The sequence below is a fragment of the Acinetobacter sp. YH12156 genome, from assembly GCF_013418235.1.
Taxonomy (GTDB): Bacteria; Pseudomonadota; Gammaproteobacteria; order Pseudomonadales; family Moraxellaceae; genus Acinetobacter; species Acinetobacter pseudolwoffii.
Genome location: NZ_VPCL01000007.1, coordinates 38,726 through 60,877 on the forward strand (window position 1 = coordinate 38,726; position 22,152 = coordinate 60,877).

A 22,152-nucleotide genomic window follows, 5' to 3' on the forward strand; every position below is an offset into this window, starting at 1 on the left:
TTCTTATTTGTGCGCCGCGCAATATCTGATCCAGACCATATACCACAACGAAATCCAAATAAAACTGATACTCCAGCCGGATATGACATCTGAAGGAAAATGTACGCCTAGATAAACTCTTGAAATCCCCATCATCAGCATCCATAAGCCTGCACCGATCATGATGATGGTAAAGCGAGAATGTTGCCGATACATGTAAATTGCCAGACAAGCCAGACATGCCGCATACAGACTATGCGCACTTGGAAAGGAACTTCCAAAACTTTCAACCAGATGCAAGGACTCTGGTGGTCGGGGTCGGGCAATTGCAAACTTTAACAGCCAAGCTAGGAGTATTCCTCCGATAATTCCGATACATATAAAAATTACGCTTGTATGCTTTTTATACCACAGCAAGGCAATACACCATAGTGTGGATAAAAATAATACAAATGGCATGCCACCTATCACTGATAAGGACAGAGTAATTCGATTCCAAAACTCGGTGCGATACAGACTCATCCTTTCCACTGCGTGCAAATCAAGCTTGCTTAAAGCAGGGATATTCAGGATGAACACACTGAAAATTAAAAATAAAATACCGACAAAAAGTAACAAGTAATGCATGCCAAAAATCCTTGTCCCTTTAACCGTTCGCAGATCGGTTAATTGTCTGGAGTAGAAGTGTACTTGTCAGTACACTTTTTTTCAAGTGTGCGTATTTTATGCGAATTCCATTTTTTTAGTAAGGAATTTGTTGCTAAATATACTGTAATTGTCGCAGTTTTAAGATTTCGTCGATGTATGATTTTCGTCAATTTCAATGCTTTGCTTGGGGGGCCAGAAGAAATCACTTGGCCGGGTCAGGAAGTGAGTCATGACCAGTTTTGCCAACGGTTTCCACTGTTCAAAACGCACCCGTCGTGCACGTAAGGCCACAATAATGGTCAAACTGAAACTGACAAATAAGTTGGTCAGGCCAATCAACAACACACCGAGGAAAGACACCACAATCAAGCCAATATCCGGGCCATTAATATTGATCAGGCCCTGAATAAAGTTGGCCGAGGCAAAGGCAATATGCCGGATATCGAGCGGCAACCCCAGAATAAAACCAATGGTGCCCATACTGCCGAGCATGATGCCAAACATGAAATTACCTGCCAGCGCTCCCAGATTACGTTCAATATAATCTGCAAACCGGTACAACCGTTCCTGTCCCATCAATTGCGATAAACGTATATGGGCTTTCAGGCGGGGGCCTACCTTGCGGTAGACGGCCATATTGTCAAAATAACCGGCCAATAACCCGGACAGGAACAGACATACCCCGGCAATCGCAGCATGCGGAATCGCCAAAGAGGTAAAGGGATTCAGGTCATGTAAGGTTTTGGTTGCCTTGGCATGATTCATTAAGGGTTCATGCAGAGCAACGTCCCACATTAAGGTAATCAATGCCGCCACCGGAATGGCAATCGAAATATTGCCCAGAATTGCCACAAACTGGGTACGGATAATATTCACAATCAGCGCAGCCAGCTCGGCAATTTGCGCCATTTTTGAGCCTTTGCGTTGCTGGACTGTGGCCGCCAGTGCAGCGGCTGTCATCGCTGGCTGTTTGGTCGCCACGGTAAAATGCAGCACATGAATCAGCATAAAACCCAGCGAATAATTCATGCTATAGCTAAAGGCCTGCATGAGAGGCGCCATGCTCAGGCGTGTCATCAGGATTTTCAGGGTGGCCATCGTCGCGATGATTGCACCTGCACCGGCGGCCGATTTGTACATGGCCAGAAAGCCTTTTTTGTCAGTACTGACATAGTGTTCGCCAGTTTTACTGGCATTCTCAGTCACCTGCAAGGCCAGGAGTTCACTGTTGGTCGCCAGCAGGGCACGTACACTGCGTTCGCTATAAATCGCTTCAGTGATATCTGCAATAAACAGGCCGATGGACTGGTAGCGCAGGTCATCCTCGTCCATGACCATGTTGAGCAGGATTTCAACCCGCTCCAGACACTGCTCCAGCAGTGCCAGCATATAGGTCAGACTCACGCTGACCCCAATCCGTTTGGTAGAGCGGCGAATTTTTGCCACGACATCATGACACTGTTCCAGCATCACCAGTGCTTGCGAAGCATCTGGCGGGGTGATCGAATCGACCAGTGTGACCGTGTTATAGCGTTTTTTGTATTCCTGAATAAATTCGTTAATCTCACGGTTCTGCACCAGAAAAGGAGATTCATATTCCATCAGTTCCGGCTGTGCATTAATAAATTCAGGATGCAGACCAATACCACTGATCCGATACGACAAAATGGTCAGTGCCTTGATCAGTTGATCTTTAATGCGGGTCTTTTCAGGCTGATTGGAGTGACCCTGATTGAGAACTGAAAATAAGCGTTGCCAGTCATCTTCATCAAAATAGTCGAGCCAGTATTTATCGGTCGGCTGATAAAAAACCTTGCGAAATAATTCTTGTAATTGCTGATGATCCGGAATAACTGGCAGGATATGCGCGCCAATACGTTGATTGAGCTGATTCCAGAAACCATCCAGAGACAAAATACCGGTATCGGAAAACAGACTGGTCTGTTTATAACGGTTAATGATCCGCAGGGTAAAGGTCTGTAATGCTGAAACTGCATTCGGCGTCAATAATAAAGCCTGGATAAATGCATTGAACTTTGCTTCGATTTCTTCGGTATTTCTGCTGTCTTCCGGTCTGATTCTTTCAATCAGTTCAATGAGAAGATTTTCATCCAGCACCGCCTGAGGTTGCTCAAGCTGATGCTGCATGTTTTGGAAAAGATCAAGAAAATTAATATGCATAGGCGAGTTTAAAGATTACTGAATTCGGTGTAGGGCCAGTTTGGCCAGATTAATCAGAGCTTGACGATACTCAGAGTCAGGTAATGCCTGCAGGGCATGAATGGCGGTTTCCGTTTCTTCAGTCGCACGTTGACGGCAATAGTCCAGTGCCCCAGATGCATTGACAATTTGAATGACTTGATCGAGATGTTCTGTACCGCCAGTGGCAATACTGCGACGGATAATTTCATGCTGCTCACCGGAGGTATTTTTTAGCGCAGCAATCAATGGCAGGGTAGGTTTGCCTTCCATCAGGTCATCACCGATATTTTTGCCGAGGGTTTCTGCATCGGAGGTGTAATCTAGAATGTCATCAATAATCTGGAAGGCATTGCCGAAATGACCGGCGAAAGTTTTTAAAGGGTCACGGAATTCATCTTTCCCCGACAGAATCGCTGCGCCTTCTGTCGCCAGTTCAAACAGGCGCGACGTTTTACCATGAATAATATTTAAATAAGTCGCTTCACTGGTTTCTGGCTGGTGCTGGGATTGCAATTGCAGCACTTCACCTTCAGCAATTTCACAGGTGCCGGTCGAGAAATCTTTCAGCAAGACCATATTGTTTAAATCGACCAGCAGATCAAATGCACGTGAAATCAGGAAGTCACCGACCAGAACAGCAGTCTGGTTATTCCATGTCGCATTGGCAGTCGGACGGCCACGACGCAGGCCAGATTCATCGACCACATCATCATGCACCAGCGTCGCCGTATGCAGCATTTCAATAATCGCGGCCAGCTTGCGATGCGGTTCTAAATCTTCAGCACCACAAGCCTTGGCAGCCAGAAGACACATAATCGGGCGCATGCGTTTGCCACCCGCTTCGACCACATGTTTGCTGACGGCCATCACCAGTGCAACTTTTGAAGTAATTCCTTCATTAATGAATGTGTCCATCGCAGCAAAGTCGTTAGCAACAGGAGCGAGAATGTCTTGCTTAAAGTCGATGGTCATGTGAAAGAAAACCTCTAGTCTGGTAAATCGCAGGTCGTAGTTTAACAATTTATAACATGAGTGAAACCTAAGAAATGCATAAACTCCACTAAAAATCAGCTTTTTATAGATCTTATTCAGATTCGATCTATATTCTGCGCTACAAAAAATCAGGAAAGGTCAGCGATATCGCTCTCTTCATCAGGCTGAGTATATTAATCAAACTGGCCAAATTTCTGCTGTATTATTTTGTTGCTGAATATATCTTGAGTGTCTGATTTGATAGAAATTATTTAAGTGTTAAATAATTAGCACATACTCGCCATTATTATTTCAGTAAAATGGCTTGTTGTTTTTTTGAATATCCCTTAAAATCCTCGCCCTTAGATATCCCCCAGTGGCGTACGTCTTAAGATCGATATCTTCCTTTATCGGCACGACGACACGGGCTTGTTTGGAGTACATTATGTACGCAGTAATCCAAAGCGGTGGTAAACAACACCGTGTAATCGAGGGTGAAACCCTTAAAGTAGAATTATTGAAAGCTGAAACTGGCTCAACTATTACGTTTGATGACGTATTGATGCTTGTAAACGGTGAAAGCATTCAAATCGGTGCTCCAGTTGTTGCTGGCGCTACTGTAACTGCTGAAGTAGTTAGCCATGGTCGTCACGACAAAATCCGCATTATCAAAATGCGTCGTCGTAAACACTACCGTAAACAACAAGGTCACCGTCAATGGTTCACTGAGTTGAAAATTACAGCTATTTCAGGCTAATTACGAGGAGTAAATAGACATGGCAACTAAAAAAGCCGGTGGTTCGACTAAAAACGGTCGTGATTCGAATCCTAAAATGTTAGGTGTTAAAATGTACGGCGGTCAATCTGTGACTGCTGGTAACATTATCGTTCGTCAACGTGGTACTGAATTCCACGCTGGTCAAAACGTAGGTATGGGCCGTGACCATACTTTGTTTGCGACTGCTGACGGCGTAATCAAATTCGAAGTGAAAGGCCAATTCGGTCGTCGCTACGTATCTGTTGAAGCGTAATTCGCTGAGATAGAAAAAAAGCCCACAGTTTCTGTGGGCTTTTTTATGCCTGAAAATTGACTGTAATGAACGCCTGATCCAGCTTATGTAAAAAAACGGCTGAAATCTTCATCATGATGAACAAAAAAATAGATTTCGAATTAATAACCATACAAAAGTTCTTATTTTCTATCATTTTAGCTTTTAATTTTCGTTTAAGATGAGACATCAAATAAATTGCGATGACGCAAAATATAAAGGTGAAATTATGAATATGCTTCGTAAAACCGTCTGTGCTATGGCTCTGGGTGCAGTGACTTTAGCACCGGTGATGAGTACAACCGTGTTTGCTGCACCTGTGGCAGCGTCGGAGCAACAGGCAACTGCCAGTCTGGTGAAGCAGCTGAATTATGTACGTAGCATGACGGCAAATTTTGAGCAAAGCACCAAGGTGACCAATCCGAGAGCAACCCAGAAAAAAGGCTTGAGCGCACAACATATGAATCAAACCTTTAAAGGGGTGATGAAAGTCGAGCGTCCGGGTAAATTCTATTGGGAAACGACCGCACCATCGAAGCAAACCATTACAACGACTGGTAAAACAGTATGGATTTATGATCCGGATTTGCAGCAAGCGGTTCGTCAAAATCTGGATGAGCAAGTTGCCAATACACCGGCTTTGCTTCTGTCAGGAAATACCAGTCAGATTATGCAGTCTTACCGGGTCACTCAGCCGAATAAGGGGAAAACCTATTACACACTGTATCCTAAAAATACCGATGGTGTCTTTGAGAGCCTGACCATCAGTTTTGGTGCAAACAAGGCACCTAGCTTGATGATCTTGCAGGATTCACTTGGCCAAACTACAAATATTAAGTTTAGTAATGTGAAAGTGAATAGCAGTATTCCGGCTTCTACCTTTAACTTTACCCCGCCAAAAGGTACGGACATTATTGATCAATAATCAGAAGTATCAAGTAAACCAAAGAGCAACCGATTCAGGTTGCTTTTTTATTGCCGATTATCATGATTGTTTTGAGCAGGCTACAAGGTTCAGCTATATCTAGACAAGAGAGCATCTTAAAATAAATAAAAGTCGAGTCAATGAAATTGCAAAATTTTGGGAGCTCAGGATGAAGATCAATCTGTTTAAAACTGCTGAAATTTATGCTGTCTTATTAATCACTGTATATATGTTGGGCTGTCAGCCGCCATCCAATTCAGTTGCAACGCTTACCCAAACAGATCCGTGGGTGCAGATTGAAACCAAGAGTATTCTCGTCAAAGGGGTGGCCAAAGTGGTGTGTGAAATAGAAGGCTGTGTACGCTTCGATCTACAAACGGTGGATACCAATCTCGACTGGATTGATCAATATTTTATAGCGCGTATTCGGGATACCGAGCCGGTTGCATTCACCAAAGTGACTCAGAAAAATCCTAAAAAGGCCGATGAGCCCTATTATCTGGATCAGCGTTTTATCAAGGTAGTATTTATCGCTCAGCGTGATCATCTGGCGACTTTTGCCTTAATAAGTTCCAATCTGGTGAAGAATCACACTGCATCAAGTGAACATGTGGAATATATCAATTTTGATATGAAACAGAAAAAGCGTCTGGCTTTGCATCAATTGATGTTAAAGGGCGGTGAGTAGAAACTACTCAATGTGATATATCGAACCAATACTCGATGGCTACGCACACAGGGGATACAAGCACAGCAGTTAAAACTGAGTGATAACTATTATTTTGACAGGTCGGGTCTGGTGTTGGTGTACCCGGCAGGTGAATTAACTTCTAAAGCAGCAGGAACGCCTGAATTAAAAGTGTCCTATGCAGATTTGGGTGAAGTGATTTGGCCTGAATATTTAGCCATTTTACAGCCCAAGACTTCCTAAATATTGTGCTAATAAGGCACAGCTGGGGTCGTAGTCACTGTATTTTTTGATGTTAAGAGCTTACACTATAGCCAGTTTTTTTCTTCTGCAAAGATTGATTATGATCGACCCGAAATTACTCAGAAACAATATTGAGGCTGTAAATTTGGCCTTGGCAAAACGTGGTGTTCAACTCAATGTTGAAGAGTGGGCCTCCCTAGAAGCGCGCCGTAAAGAAATTCAGTCCAAGACAGAAACACTGCAAGCTGAACGTAATGCCGGTGCAAAACAAGTCGGTCAAATTAAAAAGGCAGGCGGTGATGCTTCTGAAATCATGACACGCATGTCTGCGATTGGTGATGAAATCAAAGCGGCTGAAGCAGCATTGGCTGAACTGCAAGCGGAGCTTGAAGAAAAATTACTGTCTATTCCAAACTTGCCAGATGAAGCTGTGCCTGAAGGCAAAGACGAAAGCGATAACGTGGAAATCCTGAAATGGGGTACACTACGTGAATTCGATTTTGAGATCAAAGACCATACTGACCTCGGTGAAATGATGGGCGGTCTGGAATTTGAAACCGCAACCAAATTAACCGGTTCTCGTTTCAGTGTTTTGAAAGGCCCATTGGCGCGTTTACAACGTGCATTGACACAGTTCATGCTGAATACGCATACAGACCAGAATGGTTATACTGAAGCTTATGTACCGTATTTGGTGAATGCGGATTCATTACGTGGCACAGGTCAGTTGCCTAAATTTGAAGAAGATCTGTTTAAACTTCAAGGCGAAAAAGAATTCTATTTAATTCCAACTGCTGAAGTGCCAGTGACTAACTTCGTGCGTGATGAAATCATTGATGCAGATCGTCTGCCATTAAAATATGCAGCACATACCCCATGTTTCCGTAGTGAAGCAGGGTCTTATGGCCGTGATACCCGTGGCCTGATTCGTCAGCACCAGTTCGACAAAGTGGAAATGGTTCAGATTGTTAAACCTGAAACGTCTATGCAGGCACTGGAAGATTTAACCGGCCATGCTGAAGGTATCTTGCAAGCATTAGGTCTGCCATACCGTAAGATCATCCTTTGTGGCGGTGATATGGGCTTTGGCGCGACCAAGACTTATGATCTTGAAGTTTGGGTGCCAAGCCAGAATACTTATCGTGAAATATCTTCATGTTCAAACATGGGTGACTTCCAGGCGCGTCGTATGAAAGCGCGTTACCGTGCCGACCAGAAAAAAACTGAATTTGTACATACCTTGAATGGTTCGGGTCTGGCGGTTGGTCGTACCTTGCTTGCAGTGATGGAAAACTATCAGCGTGCAGACGGTTCGATTGAGATTCCTGAAGTATTGCGTCCATATATGGGTGGTGCGACTTATATCGACTAATGCTTGATATCAGCATCGCTAAATGTGCATGAAAATTGCATAGACAATCAGATTTAAAATTTTGAGGTAGTTCGTGGATATCTTTCCAATCTCGTTAAAGTTGCAACAGCAACCTTGTCTGATTGTCGGTGGTGGACATATTGCCTACCGTAAAGCGGTATTATTAGCAAAAGCCGGAGCAGTGATTCATGTCATTGCCCCTGAAATTGATGCCAATTTACTTGGGATTGTTCAGCAGTCTCAAGGGCAATATGATCAGGCACCATTCAGTACACAGATTCCTTTACGTCATTATCGTTTAGTGATTGCAGCAACAGATGATGCTGATGTGAATCGTCAGGTTTTCGAGCTGTGCGAAGCTGAAAATGTACTGGTCAACAGTGTTGATGATCCGCCACATTGCCGTTTTATGGTGCCTGCGATTATTGACCGCTCACCGCTGGTGATTTCGGTGGCATCGAATGGCACGTCGCCGGTGTTGTCACGCCAGATTCGGACTCAACTGGAAGCGACGATTCCACATGGCATGGGCAAGCTGGCTGAGTTTTCAGGCAAATGGCGCAGTCGCGTTAAAGCAAAAATTGTCAATCCGGATCAGCGCCGTATTTTCTGGGAAGATCTGTACGCCAGTCCGCTGAAAGAGCAGGTGTTTAATGACAATATGGCTGAAGCAGACCGTCTGATCGAGCAAGCATTACAAGAGTGGCAACAGCCGAAAGGTGAAGTCTATCTGGTGGGTGCAGGTCCAGGTGATCCAGAACTGTTGACCCTGAAAGCTTTACGTTTGATGCAGCAAGCCGATGTGGTGATTTATGATCGCCTGGTGTCTGAACCGATTATGGATCTGTGTCGCCGTGATGCGGAAAAAATCTATGTTGGTAAGGCGCGTTCCAATCATGCAGTTCCACAAGATGGGATTAATGCTTTATTGGTCAAATATGCCAGTGAAGGCAAGCGGGTTTGTCGTCTGAAAGGCGGTGATCCTTTCATCTTTGGGCGTGGCGGCGAAGAAATTGAAGAACTGTTTGCGGCAGGTATTACTTTTCAGGTGGTGCCGGGTATTACCGCAGCTTCAGGTTGTTCCGCCTATGCCGGTATTCCATTAACGCATCGGGATTATGCACAAAGTGTGCGTTTCCTGACAGGTCATTTAAAAGAAGGTTCGCCTGAATTGCCTTGGCGTGAGCTGGTCTATGAAAACCAGACCTTGGTGCTGTATATGGGACTGGTGGGACTGGAAAGAATCTGTGCGCAATTAATAGCCCATGGTCAACGCGCAGATATGCCGGTGGCACTGGTCTCTAAAGGCACGACTCCTGAGCAAAAAGTTGTGGTGGGAACCCTTGCCGACATCGCCTCCAAAGTGTCTGAGCATCAAATTCAGGCACCGACTTTAACCATTATTGGTGAAGTGGTTCGCTTGCGTGAACAACTGCAATGGCATGAGCGAGGATAAGCAAAGCACTGCTTTGCCCGAGCGCAAGACGAAGGCTATGCCTGAGTAAGAGGATAAGCAAAAGTTGTTTCTTGGTTTGACCGCAAGACGAAGGCCATGCCTGAGTAAGAGGATAAGCAAAAGTTGTTTCTTGGTTTGACCGCAAGACGAAGGCCATGCCTGAGTAAGAGGATAAGCAAAAGTTGTTTCTTGGTTTGACCGCAAGACGAAGGCTGTGCCTGAGTAAGAGGATAGCAATAGTTGATACTCTTTGTCTGAATGCAAGACGAAAATTACACCTGAATAAAAGGATATGACGATTAATCTCATGGTCCGAATACAGGAAAAAGCTGTATCTAGATAACAGCACTGATGTTGCTGTTTGATCTATAAGTTGAAAGCTATATCTGAATGAAATGTATAAAGTGAGAAATAAGTGATCCACGTTGTTTTATATGAGCCCGAAATTCCTGCAAATACAGGCAATATTATTCGTCTGTGTGCCAATACGGGAGCACAGTTGCATCTGGTCAAGCCACTGGGTTTTGAACTGGATGATAAAAAACTGAGACGTGCCGGTCTGGATTATCACGAATATGCACGTATGCAGATTTGGGACACTATCGAAGATTGTCTGGCCGATCTGGCAAGCAAAGGCATTGCTCTGGATGCGGTCTATCCACTGACCACCAAAGGGACTGAAACGCCACATACCTCGGACTTGAACCGTCCTGTGGCATTGTTGATGGGGCCGGAAACGCGTGGTCTGCCTGAATATGTTCGGATGATGTTCCCGCAGCAGCACTGGATTCGTTTACCGATGGCAGAGAACTCTCGTAGTTTAAACCTTTCGAATGCCACGGCAGTGATTGTATATGAAGCCTGGCGTCAGCAGGGTTTTAAAGCGCTCTAAGCTTAAATTTACAATAATTTGAAAAGCTGCCTTTGGGTGGCTTTTTTATTTGCTAGGATAGAGAGAGACAACTGATTGGAATAAGAAGGATATACGCGTGAAGCCGATATTAAAATTTGCCTTGGCCTGTTGTATTGGAATGACTGCTTTACACCTCGGTGCGCAAGAAGCAAGTGATGTAATGGGGGAAACGCAACAAGTTCAGCCAATTACGCAAGCGGAAATACAGCAAGGATTGGCTGACATGCAAAAACGCTTGGATGCGCGGATCGATAACTGGGGACAGAGTCTGAATTCCGATGATTTTGAATGGACTTGGCGTGGACGTAAATTGAAGCAGACCAAACGTCAGGAAGTTTGTGATATTTTTCAGGATGTGGTCAATGAAATGTATCAGCTGGCGGTCAAGAATAAAGCCAGACTAAATCCGGAAGAGCAAAAATTATTGTCGAATAGAAGTCTGTTCATTGAAAAACTGGGCTATGAAAATAATCGGGTCAATACCCAAATGGGTTTTGATTGTCGTTTATCCTAAGTAAAATCAAAAACATAAAAAAGGCGCTTAAAGCGCCTTTTTTATTTGAACCGGAACGATATTATTTATCGTCAAATTCGTTGTGCTGAGGTGCAGGATGCTTGAAACCTTTGGTTTTATAACCCAGGTACAAGATACCGCCAAATGCCCAGATCAGACCATATTTCAATGAGGTTTGATCAACTTCGAGCCATAAGGCAAATACTGCAATGAAACCTGCAAGTGGTACCACTACAAAGTTCAGAATTTCTTTCGCAGTTTTGGTACGACCATCACGTAAAGCATAGCGTGAAATGACAGACAAGTTTACGAAACTGAACGCCGTCAATGCACCGAAACTGATCAGTGAAATCACAAAATCAAGATCCATGAAGCCAGCTGTTAAGGCTACAGCACCGACAATCATAATGTTGTATGACGGTGTGTAGTTTTTCGGACTGATATGACCAAAGATTTTCTTGTTGATCACGCCATCACGGCCCATGACGTACATTAAGCGAGATACACCTGCATGTGCAGAAATCCCAGATGCCATGACGGTAATGATTGCAAAACCAAGTACATAAGCCTGGAACAAGGACCCACCCACCAGCATCAAAATTTCCGGCTGAGTTTCAGCAATATTCTGGAAATATGAACCTGGATTGTTCGGGAAGTAAATCTGCATGAAGTAAGTGCTGATAATGAAAATAATACCGGCAATTAAAGCGGTCAAGAAAATCGCTTTAGGCAAAGTTTTTTCAGTATCTTTGGTTTCTTCAGCCAGCGAGCTTAAAGAGTCAAAACCAGTGAAAGAGAAGCACAGTAAAGTCGCACCAGTAATCAGGGCGCCTACTGAAGTTAATTCATTCCAGAACGGTTCCAGACTCCAGAGCTGATAGCGTTGCTCAGCTGTGATTGGACCATCCGCATTAAAGCCAGCCTGTAACTTGCTGTAGACCATCCAGGTAAATACGGCAATGACAATCAACTGCACGAACACGATCATACTGTTGAAGTTCGCTACAAAGCGCGCACCACGTAAATTGATGCCAGTCATGAATGCAGTCAATACCACGACCCAAACCCAATGATTGATATCAGGGAACAGGGCTTCTAGGTAAATGACGGCAAGAATGATGTTGACCATTGGCGACAATAAATAATCGAGCCAAGATGACCATCCCACCATGAAACCCACATTCGGGTGAATGGATTTTTGCGCATAGGTATAGGCCGAACCCGAAGAAGGGTAGCGACGAATCATATGACCATAGCTCAAAGAGGTTAACAAAATTGCAATCAGCGCAAAAATGTAAGAGGTGGGAACGTGGAAGTTACTTTCTTCAGATACCAGACCGAATGTATCAAACAAGGTCATGGGTTGAATATAAGCCAAACCAATAATAATGATGTGCCAGAGTCCCAGCGTTTTTTGCAGTTTAGCTGCCGATTGAGTCCCAGAGATATTAGTCAACGGCGTTATCCTCTTAATCGTTGATCAAGGATCAGTCATATTTATAAGGATCGTTTGAGACGAACGATCCCCCCTACAGTTTTCTATAAAAGCCCGCCAATCTACTTGAAAAGAAGGGCTTTTGCTAGCTATTTTTTTGACTTTTGAGGTGCATAAAGTATGCTATTCAAATTAACGCAATGATTTCTTTATGCAAGATAAAAGCCTGATGTCTAAAAAAAACATCAGGCTTTAATTTTCGCTATATTGGCTTATTTTTCAGTAATTACCAAGCCTTTTTTAAGATAGATTTTAAATCTTCCAGGGTGGCTTCTTTCGGGTTATAAATGATGGAACCATCGTTCAGGGCTTTCTCTGCCACTTCATCCAGCTGCGCTTCAGAAATCTTGCCGGTTTCACGTAATGTACGTGGCAGTTTGGTCAGACTATAAATCCGATCTCGCATGGTCAGAATAGTGGCAATGGTTTTGTCTGCGCGTAAATGTGCGGGGGTTTGTGCATAAATATCGGCACCTGCCAAAGGTAGCAACAGATCAGCAATCTTGTCACCATTGACCTCTTTGTTGTATTCCAGCACATACGGCAGGAACAGGTTCATACATAAACCATGCGGCAAGTGCACCACTGCACCCAGTGAATGACCGAGTGAATGCACAATCCCGACCATCGAGTTAGAAAATGCAATACCGGCCATGGTCGATGCTTGAGCCAGTTCCAGACGGCCTTGCGCATCATTGGGATTATCCAGCACATTGAATAGATGGCTACTGATCTTCTTGACTGCTGCGGTGGCATAAGCATCTGAGATTGGATTGGCTGCCATGCAAGTATAAGCTTCGACCGCATGGGTCAGTGCATCCATTGCGGTCATGGCGGTTAAATGCGGCGGCAAAGTCTGGGTCATGCGCGGATCTAAAATCGCAGCATGCGGCATCAAATAATACGATGCGAAAGGCATTTTAACATTCTTCTCAGTATCTGAGACGACGGCCACCATGGTGACTTCTGAGCCTGTCCCCGAAGTTGTTGGAATCACAAAAAATGGCTTCAGCGGCTTAGGCAGGTTATGGGCACCAGAATATTTAAGCAGGTCATCACCGCCTTCAGAGACCAGAATATTAGTTGCTTTGGAGGTATCAATGACTGAACCGCCGCCCACAGCAATGATCGCATCACAGTGATTTTCACGATACAGTTTCGCCGCACTACGTACTGTACCCAAGCTAGAATCGGGTGGTACGTCATCAAAAATGGCTACAATTGCAGCATCCGCCATTTCAAATGCTGCTTCAATCGGTGCCAGCAGATTATTGGCGCGTACACCTTTGTCGGTAATGATGAGTGGACGTTTTGCACCTAAAGTCGCAAGTTCAAACGGAATATGTTCTAACGCGGCATACCCGGCAATGACTTTGACCGGACAGAAAAATTCATAATAAGGTTTAGCCATGTTATACACTCCGTTTTAAATAAGATTGAGCGATTTTTAGATAAATACTGCTCGCTTCGCTTAGTTTTTCTTTGAGGCTGAGATTGCTTGGATATTCTTTGACAGCCAGTTGCGCCACCAGTTTAGGCAAAATCAGTGCTTCCATTTTATTTAGACAACGCACCAGACGAATGGCATTGGAAATATCGCCATCGGCAATCATGCGGTCATTGGCAAAGGCTTGAGAGGTGCTTTCCTGAAAGGAAAAAACTAAAAAAGCATGGTGCAGATGTTTAAAGGTAATAGTCAGATCAGGTGCTTTTTCCAGATTTTTCACCAGTTCCAATTGCTTGTCCTCAGTGACCCGCGCCACAAAGGCTGGGCCATGCGGAAAGACTTTCATGGAAAGAGTGAAATGGACTGGAAATTGGGCAACTTCCTGTTTGATTTCTTCATCCACCTGACTTGCCATGACCAGACCGCGGCCAATCACATCCATCATGAGTTTGACATAGGCAAGCTGCAAAGCGGGTTTTACGGATTTAGTTGCAATCACGTGATGATCCCTATCTCAATATTATTGGTTTAGAGTAAATACTCTAATTTATTTGTTATTAAAATGCAAAGGCTTTATCTTTGCTCGACGGTCACGTCTTTAAAGTAACCGCTGTTTTTTAAAGTTTCAATGATCTCAAGACATAAGTCTGCAAATTTCGGCGGGTTGTTGACTAAATCATGGATACGTACCATTTCCAGTCCTGCATAGCCGCACGGATTAATGGTGTGAAAACCGCTCAGATCGCAATCAATATTCAGCGCAAGACCATGATAGCTGCGTCCTTTACGAATTTTAAAACCCAGTGAGCCGATTTTACGTTCATTGACATAGACGCCAGGTGCATCTGGTTTGGCATAGGCTTTGATCTTATATTTTTGTAAGAGTTCGATCATCAGGTTTTCGGCATAAGACACCAAGGTACGTACATTCCAGCCCAAGCGGTTCAGATCAAACATAAAATAGGCGACAAGCTGACCAGGACCATGCCAGGTCACTTGACCACCGCGGTCGGTCTGAATGACCGGAATATGGCTGGGAATCAAGATATGTTCCGGTTTACCGGCCTGACCTTGGGTCAGTACATCATGATGCTGCAAAATCCACAATTCATCCGGGGTGTGTTCATCACGGTTTTCTGTCAGGCTTTTCATTTCCAGAAAACGCTCTTCATAGGGGGTCAGGTCATTATATTGACGGATAATCAAAGCAGGTTTTTGAACCGCATCAGTCACAGGGCGTGTCCTTAGCAAAGTGAATCATACAATGGATCATTATAATGATTTCATAAGCGGATAGGGTGCTATCCAGTTAAATTGATCAGGATAAATAGATGGGCATAAAAAAACACGCCAGTCAGCGTGTTTTTATACCGAAGCAGTTTGATCTTAAAGTGCAGTCTTGATCAGCGGGCAGGCTGCCAAGTCGGCATAGATGGCATGCACTTGTTCAACTTCTTCAAAACGAAGCTGTGCAGTAATGGAATGATATTTACCGGTACGTGAAGGTGTTACCGTCATGCTGTTGGTGTCAAAGTCAGGAAAATGCTTGACAATAATATCATGCACAGCCTGATGCAGTTCTGCACCAGCCAGACCAATCAGCTTGATAGGATAGTCCATCGGGAACACCCAAAGATGTTCTTGTAATTCGCGTGATGGCAGGCGATTTGTCATGTCGGTCATAGCGGACACCTCTTGATGAAAAATACCTGCAAGTTGCAGGTATTTTGGTCTATGTATTACTGGTTCATATTATGGGGGAGTTTCCCGCATATTCAAGCCAGAATGATCCGATGAAGCGCTTAGTCATTCTCAAGGAATGAACGTAAGTGCTCTGAACGTGATGGATGGCGAAGCTTGCGTAACGCTTTAGCTTCAATCTGACGAATACGTTCACGTGTCACATCAAACTGTTTGCCCACTTCTTCCAAGGTGTGGTCGGTCGGCATGTCGATACCAAAACGCATTTTCAGAACTTTGGCTTCACGTTCAGTCAGGTTTTCCAGAACTTCGCGTGTCGCTTCTTTCAGGCCTTCTGAAGTCGCAGCATCAATTGGTGACGTGATGTTGCTGTCTTCAATGAAGTCACCCAGATGCGAATCTTCATCATCACCGATCGGTGTTTCCATCGAAATCGGTTCTTTGGCGATTTTTAGCACTTTACGTACTTTGACTTCATCCATTTCCAGACGTTCGCCCAACTCTTCAGGTGTCGGTTCACGCCCCATTTCTTGAAGAAGCTGACGCGATACACGATTGATCTTGTTGATGGTCTCGATCATGTGCACCGGAATACGAATGGTACGTGCCTGATCGGCGATTGAACGGGTGATCGCCTGACGAATCCACCAGGTTGCATAAGTCGAGAATTTATAACCACGACGATATTCAAACTTGTCCACCGCTTTCATCAAGCCAATGTTACCTTCCTGAATCAGATCCAGGAACTGCAAGCCGCGGTTAGTGTATTTTTTCGCAATTGAAATCACCAGACGCAAGTTGGCTTCGACCATTTCTTTCTTGGCGCGACGTGCCTTGGCTTCACCAACGGCCATGCGTTTGGCAATGTCTTTAATGCCTTTAACATCAAGACCCAACTCTTTTTCAATATCGGCAATCTTTTGCTGGAAGGCCAATACATCGGGACGTACTTTTTCCAGATAGGCTTTCTGGTCTGCAGGTGTTTTCGCGATCTGTTCATCTAACCAGGCTGGATTCGATTCCTGTCCCGGGAAAGAAGTACGGAACTGGGTACGATCCATACGACCACGGCGCACGGCATAACGCATCACTTCACGTTCTGCACCACGGATCTGGTCATGCGTACCACGAATCATTTCTGAAATGATATCGAATAGACGCGGCGTGAATTTGAACATCATGAATACGGTCGCCAGTGCTTCCAGCGCAGCTTCAGATTCTTCGCTGTCACGACCATGTTTTTCGATGGCTGTTTTGGTATTCAACCATGCATTTTCAAGTTCAGTGAAGCGCGCTTTGGCAATTTCAGGATCTGGACCAGAATCAGCTTCTGAATCATCTTCAGTTTCAGCTTCTTCCTCTTCATCATCGTCCAGTTTTACATCTTTGGTCGATTTTTTCGAATCAGTCTTGTCTTCAGCGATCTCGACTTCTTCTTCGAGTACTTCAGGAATTTCTTCGTCTGATTCAGGATCTAAATAACCCGATAACAGGTCAGCAAGACGGCGTTCGCCCGCTTCATAATCTTTATATTCTTGGAGTACAACTTCTACCGCATTGGGCCAGTAAGCAATCGAGTGCAAAACATCACGAATACCTTCTTCGATGCGCTTTGCAATGCTAATTTCGCCTTCACGGGTTAAAAGCTCAACGGTACCCATTTCACGCATATACATACGCACAGGGTCAGTTGTACGACCTGGCTCATTTTCTACAGAGGCCAGTACGGCTGCAGCTTCTTCTTCTGCAACTTCATCGGCAGCTTCTGTAGTATCTTCGAACATCGTATCATCAGATTCAGGCGCGCGATCATGTACAGGAATACCCACGTCATTCAGCATCTGAATGATATCTTCAATCTGCTCGCTTTCTGTGATGGAGTCCGGCAGATGATCGTTAACCTCAGCGAAGGTTAAGTAACCTTGTTCTTTGCCTCGGCTAATCAGAGCCGCTACTTGTGAAGTAGGGGAAGTCATATCGCTCATCTTTTGCTTACTCTTCGTTGAATCTGTGACAGGAAAAACCGTACAACTTATGCACGATTTAAGCTCATTAAATTTAGTGAATAGCCTACGTATTTCATCAGAGTATTCAGCGTTCAAGCTGTCTGATAAAATATTTAAAATGAAATTCAGTAATTTAAGATGGGGATGAATTTGTTATTTTCAAGTCCAACCCCGGCATCTGTGTATTTGACCAAAAAATGTGTAGTCAAAAAACATAAGGACGCAGGGTGGATTATATCATGTCACACAATGTCCTTAAAAAAAAGCCCTATTTACAACTTTAAAATACGAAAATTTAAATAAAACTTGACTTGTGGTTTTAGGCAAGATAAATAGCGCTAAAACCATTTACATTTTTCACTATGAGGAAGTTTTAGTGTCTTCTACAGATTTTGAACTAGATGATAGCTTCGGTGAGGATGATGTTAATTTCGATGAAGCTTCCAGCAAGCTGAGCGCTAAAGAGTCGTTGGAAAAACGTCGTCTGATTGATGATTTACTTTCACAACGTCGCTTGGAACGCGAACTCAAAGATTTTGACTATGACTTCGACGATGATGACGATTTTGATGACGAAGATTAACGAATTCGGATTTAGCATGGCCTGAATAAATGCTATGCTAAACCTTTCGGTTTTCTAAGTTTGGATGTTAGATGAGTGCTTTAGATTTAGACCTGTTGAGTGAATATCTAGATGGTGACCAAAATGAACATGGTCTAGATTTCGCAGCAACCCATGGTTTCTTATGTGCTATTGCAGTAGGCCCAAAATTCGACAAATGGTTAGACGAGCTTTTTGATAGCAATCAAAAGAAAGTGCCTGCAGAAATCATCACTCAGGTACAAGCATGGTTAGAGTCTATCCGTCAAAGCTTAGCCAATGAAGAAGGGATTACATTCCCATTTGAAATTGAAGAAGCAGACACCGAATCAAGCTTGGGTGACTGGAGTGTGGGCTTTGTCGATGCCATGTTCCTGAACGAAGAAGCTTGGTTTACTGAAGAATTTGAAGAGCAACTGGTAGATTTAACTCTGCCAATCATGGTCTTCAGCGGCATTGATGATGAAGATCCGCAAATGGAAACTTTCCGTCGCAATGGCCAGTTAATGGACGAACTTGCAGAAGAAATTCCAGACAACTTAAATGAATTGTATCTGATGTATCACACTCCAGAATAATTCATAAAAAAAGCACCGCACGGTGCTTTTTTTAGCTTTGGACTTTTATCAAAGCATCGAAGGGATTTTATTTTCTTTCAATACCGACCCGTTTGCTCAGACTGTAGCGGGCATAGCCATTATAGGCAATATGAAAGATCAAACCATGTACCGCAATCACAGCGGCCATCAGAAATGAATTCGGGCCCCTTCCGGTATAAGCCATGTTGTTGAAGATGGCTTCAGTCTGTGGATGCATCCAGATCACAACAAATATAAAAATAAACCCAAATGTAATCGCAATGATGGTAGAACCCCATACCAGTTTGCTTTTCTCTTCCTTGCTGGGTAAACGTTGTTCTCTCTTCACAAAGTATCGGGCACTGAGAAAGGCCGACGCGATCAGGGCCGGGATCAGGAGAATCGCGCCCAGATTGAATACATAAATGAGTACGCCCACGAATAGAACCAAGCTAAGATAAACGGTGGCAAAATATTTAAGATAGTGCGACATCGTTTTAGCCTCCTTCATGCTGAGGTCTATTCAGGATGGACGATTTTTACGCTGCTGTCTACGGTAGATAACCCAGGCAATAATGACTATAACAATCGCAATAATCACATAACTGACTTTACTGAAAATTTGCTGCATCAACTCTTGGTTTTCACCAAAGTAAAATCCGACACAGGCCAAAAACGTGGTCCAGATGATGGTTCCGAGTGTGCTATAGAACATGAATTTCCAGAAGGGCATACGGCTCATGCCGGCAGGAATGCTGATCAGTGAGCGGACGGCAGGAACCATGCGGCCAAAAAACACAATCCGATGTCCATAATGTTCAAACCAGCTCAGTGATTTTTTCACATCATTGGATTTGATAAACAGATATTTGCCATAACGGTCGACAAACTTGAAAATGGAATCGTGATTGAATTTATAACCCACCCAGTACAGCAAGGCTGCTGCTAGTAATGAGCCAATGCAACCGGCCATGATCACCCCGACCAGTATTAACTCGCCCTGAGAGGCCGAATAGCCCGCAGAAGGCATAATGATTTCGGAAGGGATGGGTGGGAAGACATTATCCAGAAACATGAGCAGGGCAATACCCCAGTAGCCCAGTTGTTCCATGACGGAAATAATCCATTCAGTTAAATTCATAAGATGGTCAAAATAAAAAATACTGCCTGTATCCTAAGCAGTATTTTTTATGCGGTAAAGTCTTGGAATATAAATGAGCAGGCAGAATCAGCTATGTGTCAGCGTATAAATATAGACTTTGCGTAAGCCATAGGCCAAACAGACAGGTAAAACACTCAGCAGCATAAAATGAATGACACTGGTATTAAGATGATAACCAATAAACAGCGCTAAAATCGCGCCAATCACAGTTCCCAAGATGACCACAAACACATGTGACTGGCTCTCAAGCTCGTCATTAACCTGATGAAGTCGTTGTTGTTTTATATTCTCTTTGGGTTGAAACTGAACCAGATTATCTGGATCTCGAGCAAGTGAACTGGTCATGTTATATTCCTTTTCATTTTAAAATTTAAGTTAATAATGAAAGACTTGGCTTAAGATAGACTTTTCAATAGACTAGCAATCTTGCTTGGAAAAAAATAAGGTTCTTGGTAATGAATTGGTGAGAGTTTTATTACTGTTGTAATTTTTATGTAAATAAAAAACCCTCCGAAGAGGGTTTTTATATATTTTCTTACAAAGCGGCTGGCTTAGAGACGTTTACGTTTTGCTGCCAGAATTTGGGACTGACGCATACGGAAACCGTCTTTTTGTTTCTCTGTGGTCTTGTCAATGCAGTACACGCAAGAGACACCATGTTCATAACTTGGCAGCGCCACTTCTTCAGGAAGCAAAGGCCAGCCACAGGCATGGCATTTGGTGTTTTGACCTTCTTCGACACCGTGTGTTACTGCTGTACGGCCATCAAATACGAAGCATTCGCCTTCCCACATACTTTCTTCAGCCGGAGTTTCTTCCAGGTATTTTAAAATACCGCCTTTCAGGTGATACACCTCTGTAAAACCTTCTTGCAGAAGCAGAGAGGTTGATTTTTCACAGCGAATACCACCGGTACAGAACATGGCAATTTTCTTGTCTTTGTGCTGTTCCAGATTATTTTTCACATATTCAGGGAATTCACGGAAGCTTTCAGTTTTCGGGTCAATCGCGCCTTTGAACGTTCCTGCTTTGTATTCGTAATCGTTACGGGTATCAACCAGAATCACGTCATCACGCGCAATCAGTTCATTCCATTCCTGAGGATCAAGATAGTGACCGACCAGATCACGTGGTTTCACTTCTACTCCTAAAGTCACGATTTCTTTTTTTAATTTAATTTTCATTTTACGAAATGGCTTGTCAGAGCTGTCTGACTCTTTATATTCCATCTCAACAAAGCCTTCATTGAGAAGGAACTGGTGAATTTGATCAATCGATGCACGGTCACCTGCAACCGTACCGTTAATCCCTTCACCCGCTACAATGAGTGTTCCACAAAGGTTGATTGTTTTTACCAAGTCTAAAAGACGTTGTTGAAGATCGGCAGGATCTTGAACTTCTTTGAATTGATAAAGTGCGGCAACAACCCAACCTGAGGTCGCTTGCTGTTCTACAGGTGCAAGCTGTTCTACAGTAGCGTTCATGGAATACTCCAACGTAGCATGATAATTTAAAGGCGCATATTTTAGCGTGATTCGAGTGAATAAGCGAGTAAAACACTTGCCTTTTAACAGGCTTCAATTCATGGGGGAGAGCGTGTATAGTCATGCCCGACCCGGAATTTTGTAAAGTTTTATGCAGTGATGCAGGTACTGGAAGTTGTAGTATCTTTGGAGTGTGTTTTGAGTTCAGATCGTCGTATTGCGTCTTTAACCCCGTGTGCTGGGCGTTGCTCGACCGTATTTGGTGATGCGGTATGTCGTGGTTGCCGCCGTTTCAATCATGAGGTGATTCACTGGAACACTTATGGCGCTGATCAACATCATGCCGTATGGCGGCGTCTGGATGCACAGCTGGATCAGATTTTAGTGCCGTTGTTGCCACATGCAGATATCGTCAAGGTTCAAGCCTTTGTGCTGTCAAAACGGGTACGTTTACGTGACGATGCCTCCAAAGGACGTAAGCTGTATCATGCTTTAAAGCTCTGTGAAAAAAATCGGCATTTTACCGATGATAGTGGTTTGGGGATTCATTATAAGCAGGTACGTCCACTCTGGGATGAGTTTGAGCGCCGGATTCTGGCTTTGGCCACTGCCAGTTATGATCTGGCTTTTCTGCGGGCGGATGGCATTAGTCAGCATCTGATTCATCTGCAGGAAGAGGAATAAGTCCTCTTTTTTTATGCAGAAAAATAACAACAG

General features: G+C 43.9%; 23 protein-coding genes and 1 pseudogene. 11 read left to right on the forward strand and 13 right to left on the reverse strand.

Annotation, left to right across the window (positions count from 1 at the left end):
• Positions 1–3: 3 nt before the first annotated feature.
• The 3 genes from FTU87_RS07985 to sdsA all read right to left on the reverse strand — a co-directional run bounded on the left by FTU87_RS07985 (position 4) and on the right by sdsA (position 3,801).
• Positions 4–606, reverse strand: a complete 603-nt coding sequence (locus FTU87_RS07985) for a phosphatase PAP2 family protein (RefSeq protein WP_074383416.1) — start codon at positions 604–606, stop codon at positions 4–6.
• Positions 607–765: 159 nt separating this feature from the next.
• A complete protein-coding gene (locus FTU87_RS07990) occupies positions 766–2,808 on the reverse strand; it encodes a site-specific recombinase (protein ID WP_034608441.1) in 2,043 nt (680 codons plus the stop codon).
• 15 nt (positions 2,809–2,823) lie between these two features.
• Positions 2,824–3,801, reverse strand: a complete 978-nt coding sequence (gene sdsA, locus FTU87_RS07995; RefSeq protein ID WP_100329110.1) for an All-trans-nonaprenyl-diphosphate synthase — start codon at positions 3,799–3,801, stop codon at positions 2,824–2,826.
• Positions 3,802–4,246: 445 nt separating this feature from the next.
• Between sdsA and rplU the strand changes: the two genes are divergently transcribed.
• From rplU to FTU87_RS08035, 8 genes and pseudogenes are all read left to right on the forward strand, one after another.
• On the forward strand, positions 4,247–4,558 hold the full coding sequence (gene rplU, locus FTU87_RS08000; RefSeq protein ID WP_005097776.1) for a 50S ribosomal protein L21: 312 nt from the start codon (positions 4,247–4,249) through the stop codon (positions 4,556–4,558).
• A 19-nt stretch (positions 4,559–4,577) separates the two neighbouring features.
• The gene (gene rpmA / locus FTU87_RS08005; protein WP_005097774.1) at positions 4,578–4,832 is read left to right on the forward strand and encodes a 50S ribosomal protein L27; all 255 of its coding nucleotides are present in this window, start codon (positions 4,578–4,580) and stop codon (positions 4,830–4,832) included.
• Between the two features lie 247 nt (positions 4,833–5,079).
• On the forward strand, positions 5,080–5,775 hold the full coding sequence (gene lolA, locus FTU87_RS08010) for an outer membrane lipoprotein chaperone LolA (RefSeq protein WP_005169792.1): 696 nt from the start codon (positions 5,080–5,082) through the stop codon (positions 5,773–5,775).
• A gap of 169 nt (positions 5,776–5,944) precedes the next feature.
• Positions 5,945–6,706, forward strand: a pseudogene (locus FTU87_RS08015) (RsiV family protein).
• Between the two features lie 100 nt (positions 6,707–6,806).
• Entirely contained in the window at positions 6,807–8,078 is a 1,272-nt protein-coding gene (gene serS, locus FTU87_RS08020) for a serine--tRNA ligase (protein ID WP_180096959.1), read from the forward strand.
• Between the two features lie 73 nt (positions 8,079–8,151).
• Positions 8,152–9,534 (forward strand): siroheme synthase CysG, encoded by a 1,383-nt coding sequence (cysG, locus tag FTU87_RS08025; protein WP_100534875.1) that lies wholly within the window; start codon positions 8,152–8,154, stop codon positions 9,532–9,534.
• Between the two features lie 415 nt (positions 9,535–9,949).
• On the forward strand, positions 9,950–10,426 hold the full coding sequence (locus tag FTU87_RS08030) for a tRNA (cytidine(34)-2'-O)-methyltransferase (protein WP_180096960.1): 477 nt from the start codon (positions 9,950–9,952) through the stop codon (positions 10,424–10,426).
• Positions 10,427–10,565: 139 nt separating this feature from the next.
• Complete coding sequence (locus FTU87_RS08035) at positions 10,566–10,961, forward strand: hypothetical protein (protein WP_218944851.1); 396 nt, start codon at positions 10,566–10,568, stop codon at positions 10,959–10,961.
• Between the two features lie 61 nt (positions 10,962–11,022).
• On the opposite strand, the gene FTU87_RS08040 is transcribed toward FTU87_RS08035, so the two are convergent.
• From FTU87_RS08040 to rpoD, 6 genes are all read right to left on the reverse strand, one after another.
• On the reverse strand, positions 11,023–12,417 hold the full coding sequence (locus FTU87_RS08040; protein ID WP_005097762.1) for an APC family permease: 1,395 nt from the start codon (positions 12,415–12,417) through the stop codon (positions 11,023–11,025).
• A gap of 265 nt (positions 12,418–12,682) precedes the next feature.
• On the reverse strand, positions 12,683–13,867 hold the full coding sequence (locus FTU87_RS08045; protein WP_180096961.1) for an iron-containing alcohol dehydrogenase: 1,185 nt from the start codon (positions 13,865–13,867) through the stop codon (positions 12,683–12,685).
• Position 13,868: 1 nt separating this feature from the next.
• Positions 13,869–14,402, reverse strand: coding sequence for a hypothetical protein (locus FTU87_RS08050; RefSeq protein WP_005097759.1), 534 nt, complete (start codon positions 14,400–14,402; stop codon positions 13,869–13,871).
• A 74-nt stretch (positions 14,403–14,476) separates the two neighbouring features.
• Positions 14,477–15,136, reverse strand: coding sequence for a lipoyl(octanoyl) transferase LipB (gene lipB / locus FTU87_RS08055; protein ID WP_180096962.1), 660 nt, complete (start codon positions 15,134–15,136; stop codon positions 14,477–14,479).
• A gap of 153 nt (positions 15,137–15,289) precedes the next feature.
• Positions 15,290–15,577: a YbeD family protein gene (locus FTU87_RS08060; RefSeq protein ID WP_180096969.1), complete on the reverse strand. Its 288-nt coding sequence runs from the start codon at positions 15,575–15,577 to the stop codon at positions 15,290–15,292.
• Positions 15,578–15,705: 128 nt separating this feature from the next.
• The gene (gene rpoD, locus FTU87_RS08065) at positions 15,706–17,640 is read right to left on the reverse strand and encodes an RNA polymerase sigma factor RpoD (protein ID WP_225554192.1); all 1,935 of its coding nucleotides are present in this window, start codon (positions 17,638–17,640) and stop codon (positions 15,706–15,708) included.
• A 346-nt stretch (positions 17,641–17,986) separates the two neighbouring features.
• On the opposite strand from rpoD, the gene FTU87_RS08070 reads away from it, so the two are divergent.
• Together FTU87_RS08070 and FTU87_RS08075 are read left to right on the forward strand one after the other, a co-directional pair.
• Positions 17,987–18,193 (forward strand): PA3496 family putative envelope integrity protein, encoded by a 207-nt coding sequence (locus tag FTU87_RS08070; RefSeq protein ID WP_005169810.1) that lies wholly within the window; start codon positions 17,987–17,989, stop codon positions 18,191–18,193.
• 71 nt (positions 18,194–18,264) lie between these two features.
• Positions 18,265–18,789 carry a YecA family protein gene (locus tag FTU87_RS08075; RefSeq protein WP_005169813.1) on the forward strand — a complete coding sequence of 175 codons (525 nt, stop codon included), beginning with the start codon at positions 18,265–18,267 and terminating at the stop codon, positions 18,787–18,789.
• Between the two features lie 67 nt (positions 18,790–18,856).
• Here FTU87_RS08075 and FTU87_RS08080 read toward each other — a convergent pair whose 3' ends face one another.
• The 4 genes from FTU87_RS08080 to FTU87_RS08095 all read right to left on the reverse strand — a co-directional run bounded on the left by FTU87_RS08080 (position 18,857) and on the right by FTU87_RS08095 (position 21,435).
• Positions 18,857–19,282 carry an ABZJ_00895 family protein gene (locus FTU87_RS08080; protein ID WP_074383409.1) on the reverse strand — a complete coding sequence of 142 codons (426 nt, stop codon included), beginning with the start codon at positions 19,280–19,282 and terminating at the stop codon, positions 18,857–18,859.
• 30 nt (positions 19,283–19,312) lie between these two features.
• A complete protein-coding gene (locus FTU87_RS08085) occupies positions 19,313–19,930 on the reverse strand; it encodes a DedA family protein (RefSeq protein WP_074383408.1) in 618 nt (205 codons plus the stop codon).
• Positions 19,931–20,017: 87 nt separating this feature from the next.
• Entirely contained in the window at positions 20,018–20,296 is a 279-nt protein-coding gene (locus FTU87_RS08090) for a hypothetical protein (protein WP_005097750.1), read from the reverse strand.
• A gap of 206 nt (positions 20,297–20,502) precedes the next feature.
• Entirely contained in the window at positions 20,503–21,435 is a 933-nt protein-coding gene (locus FTU87_RS08095; protein WP_005097749.1) for a rhodanese-related sulfurtransferase, read from the reverse strand.
• Between the two features lie 198 nt (positions 21,436–21,633).
• On the opposite strand from FTU87_RS08095, the gene FTU87_RS08100 reads away from it, so the two are divergent.
• Entirely contained in the window at positions 21,634–22,119 is a 486-nt protein-coding gene (locus tag FTU87_RS08100) for a DUF1289 domain-containing protein (RefSeq protein WP_035337988.1), read from the forward strand.
• The last annotated feature ends 33 nt before the right edge of the window (positions 22,120–22,152 follow it).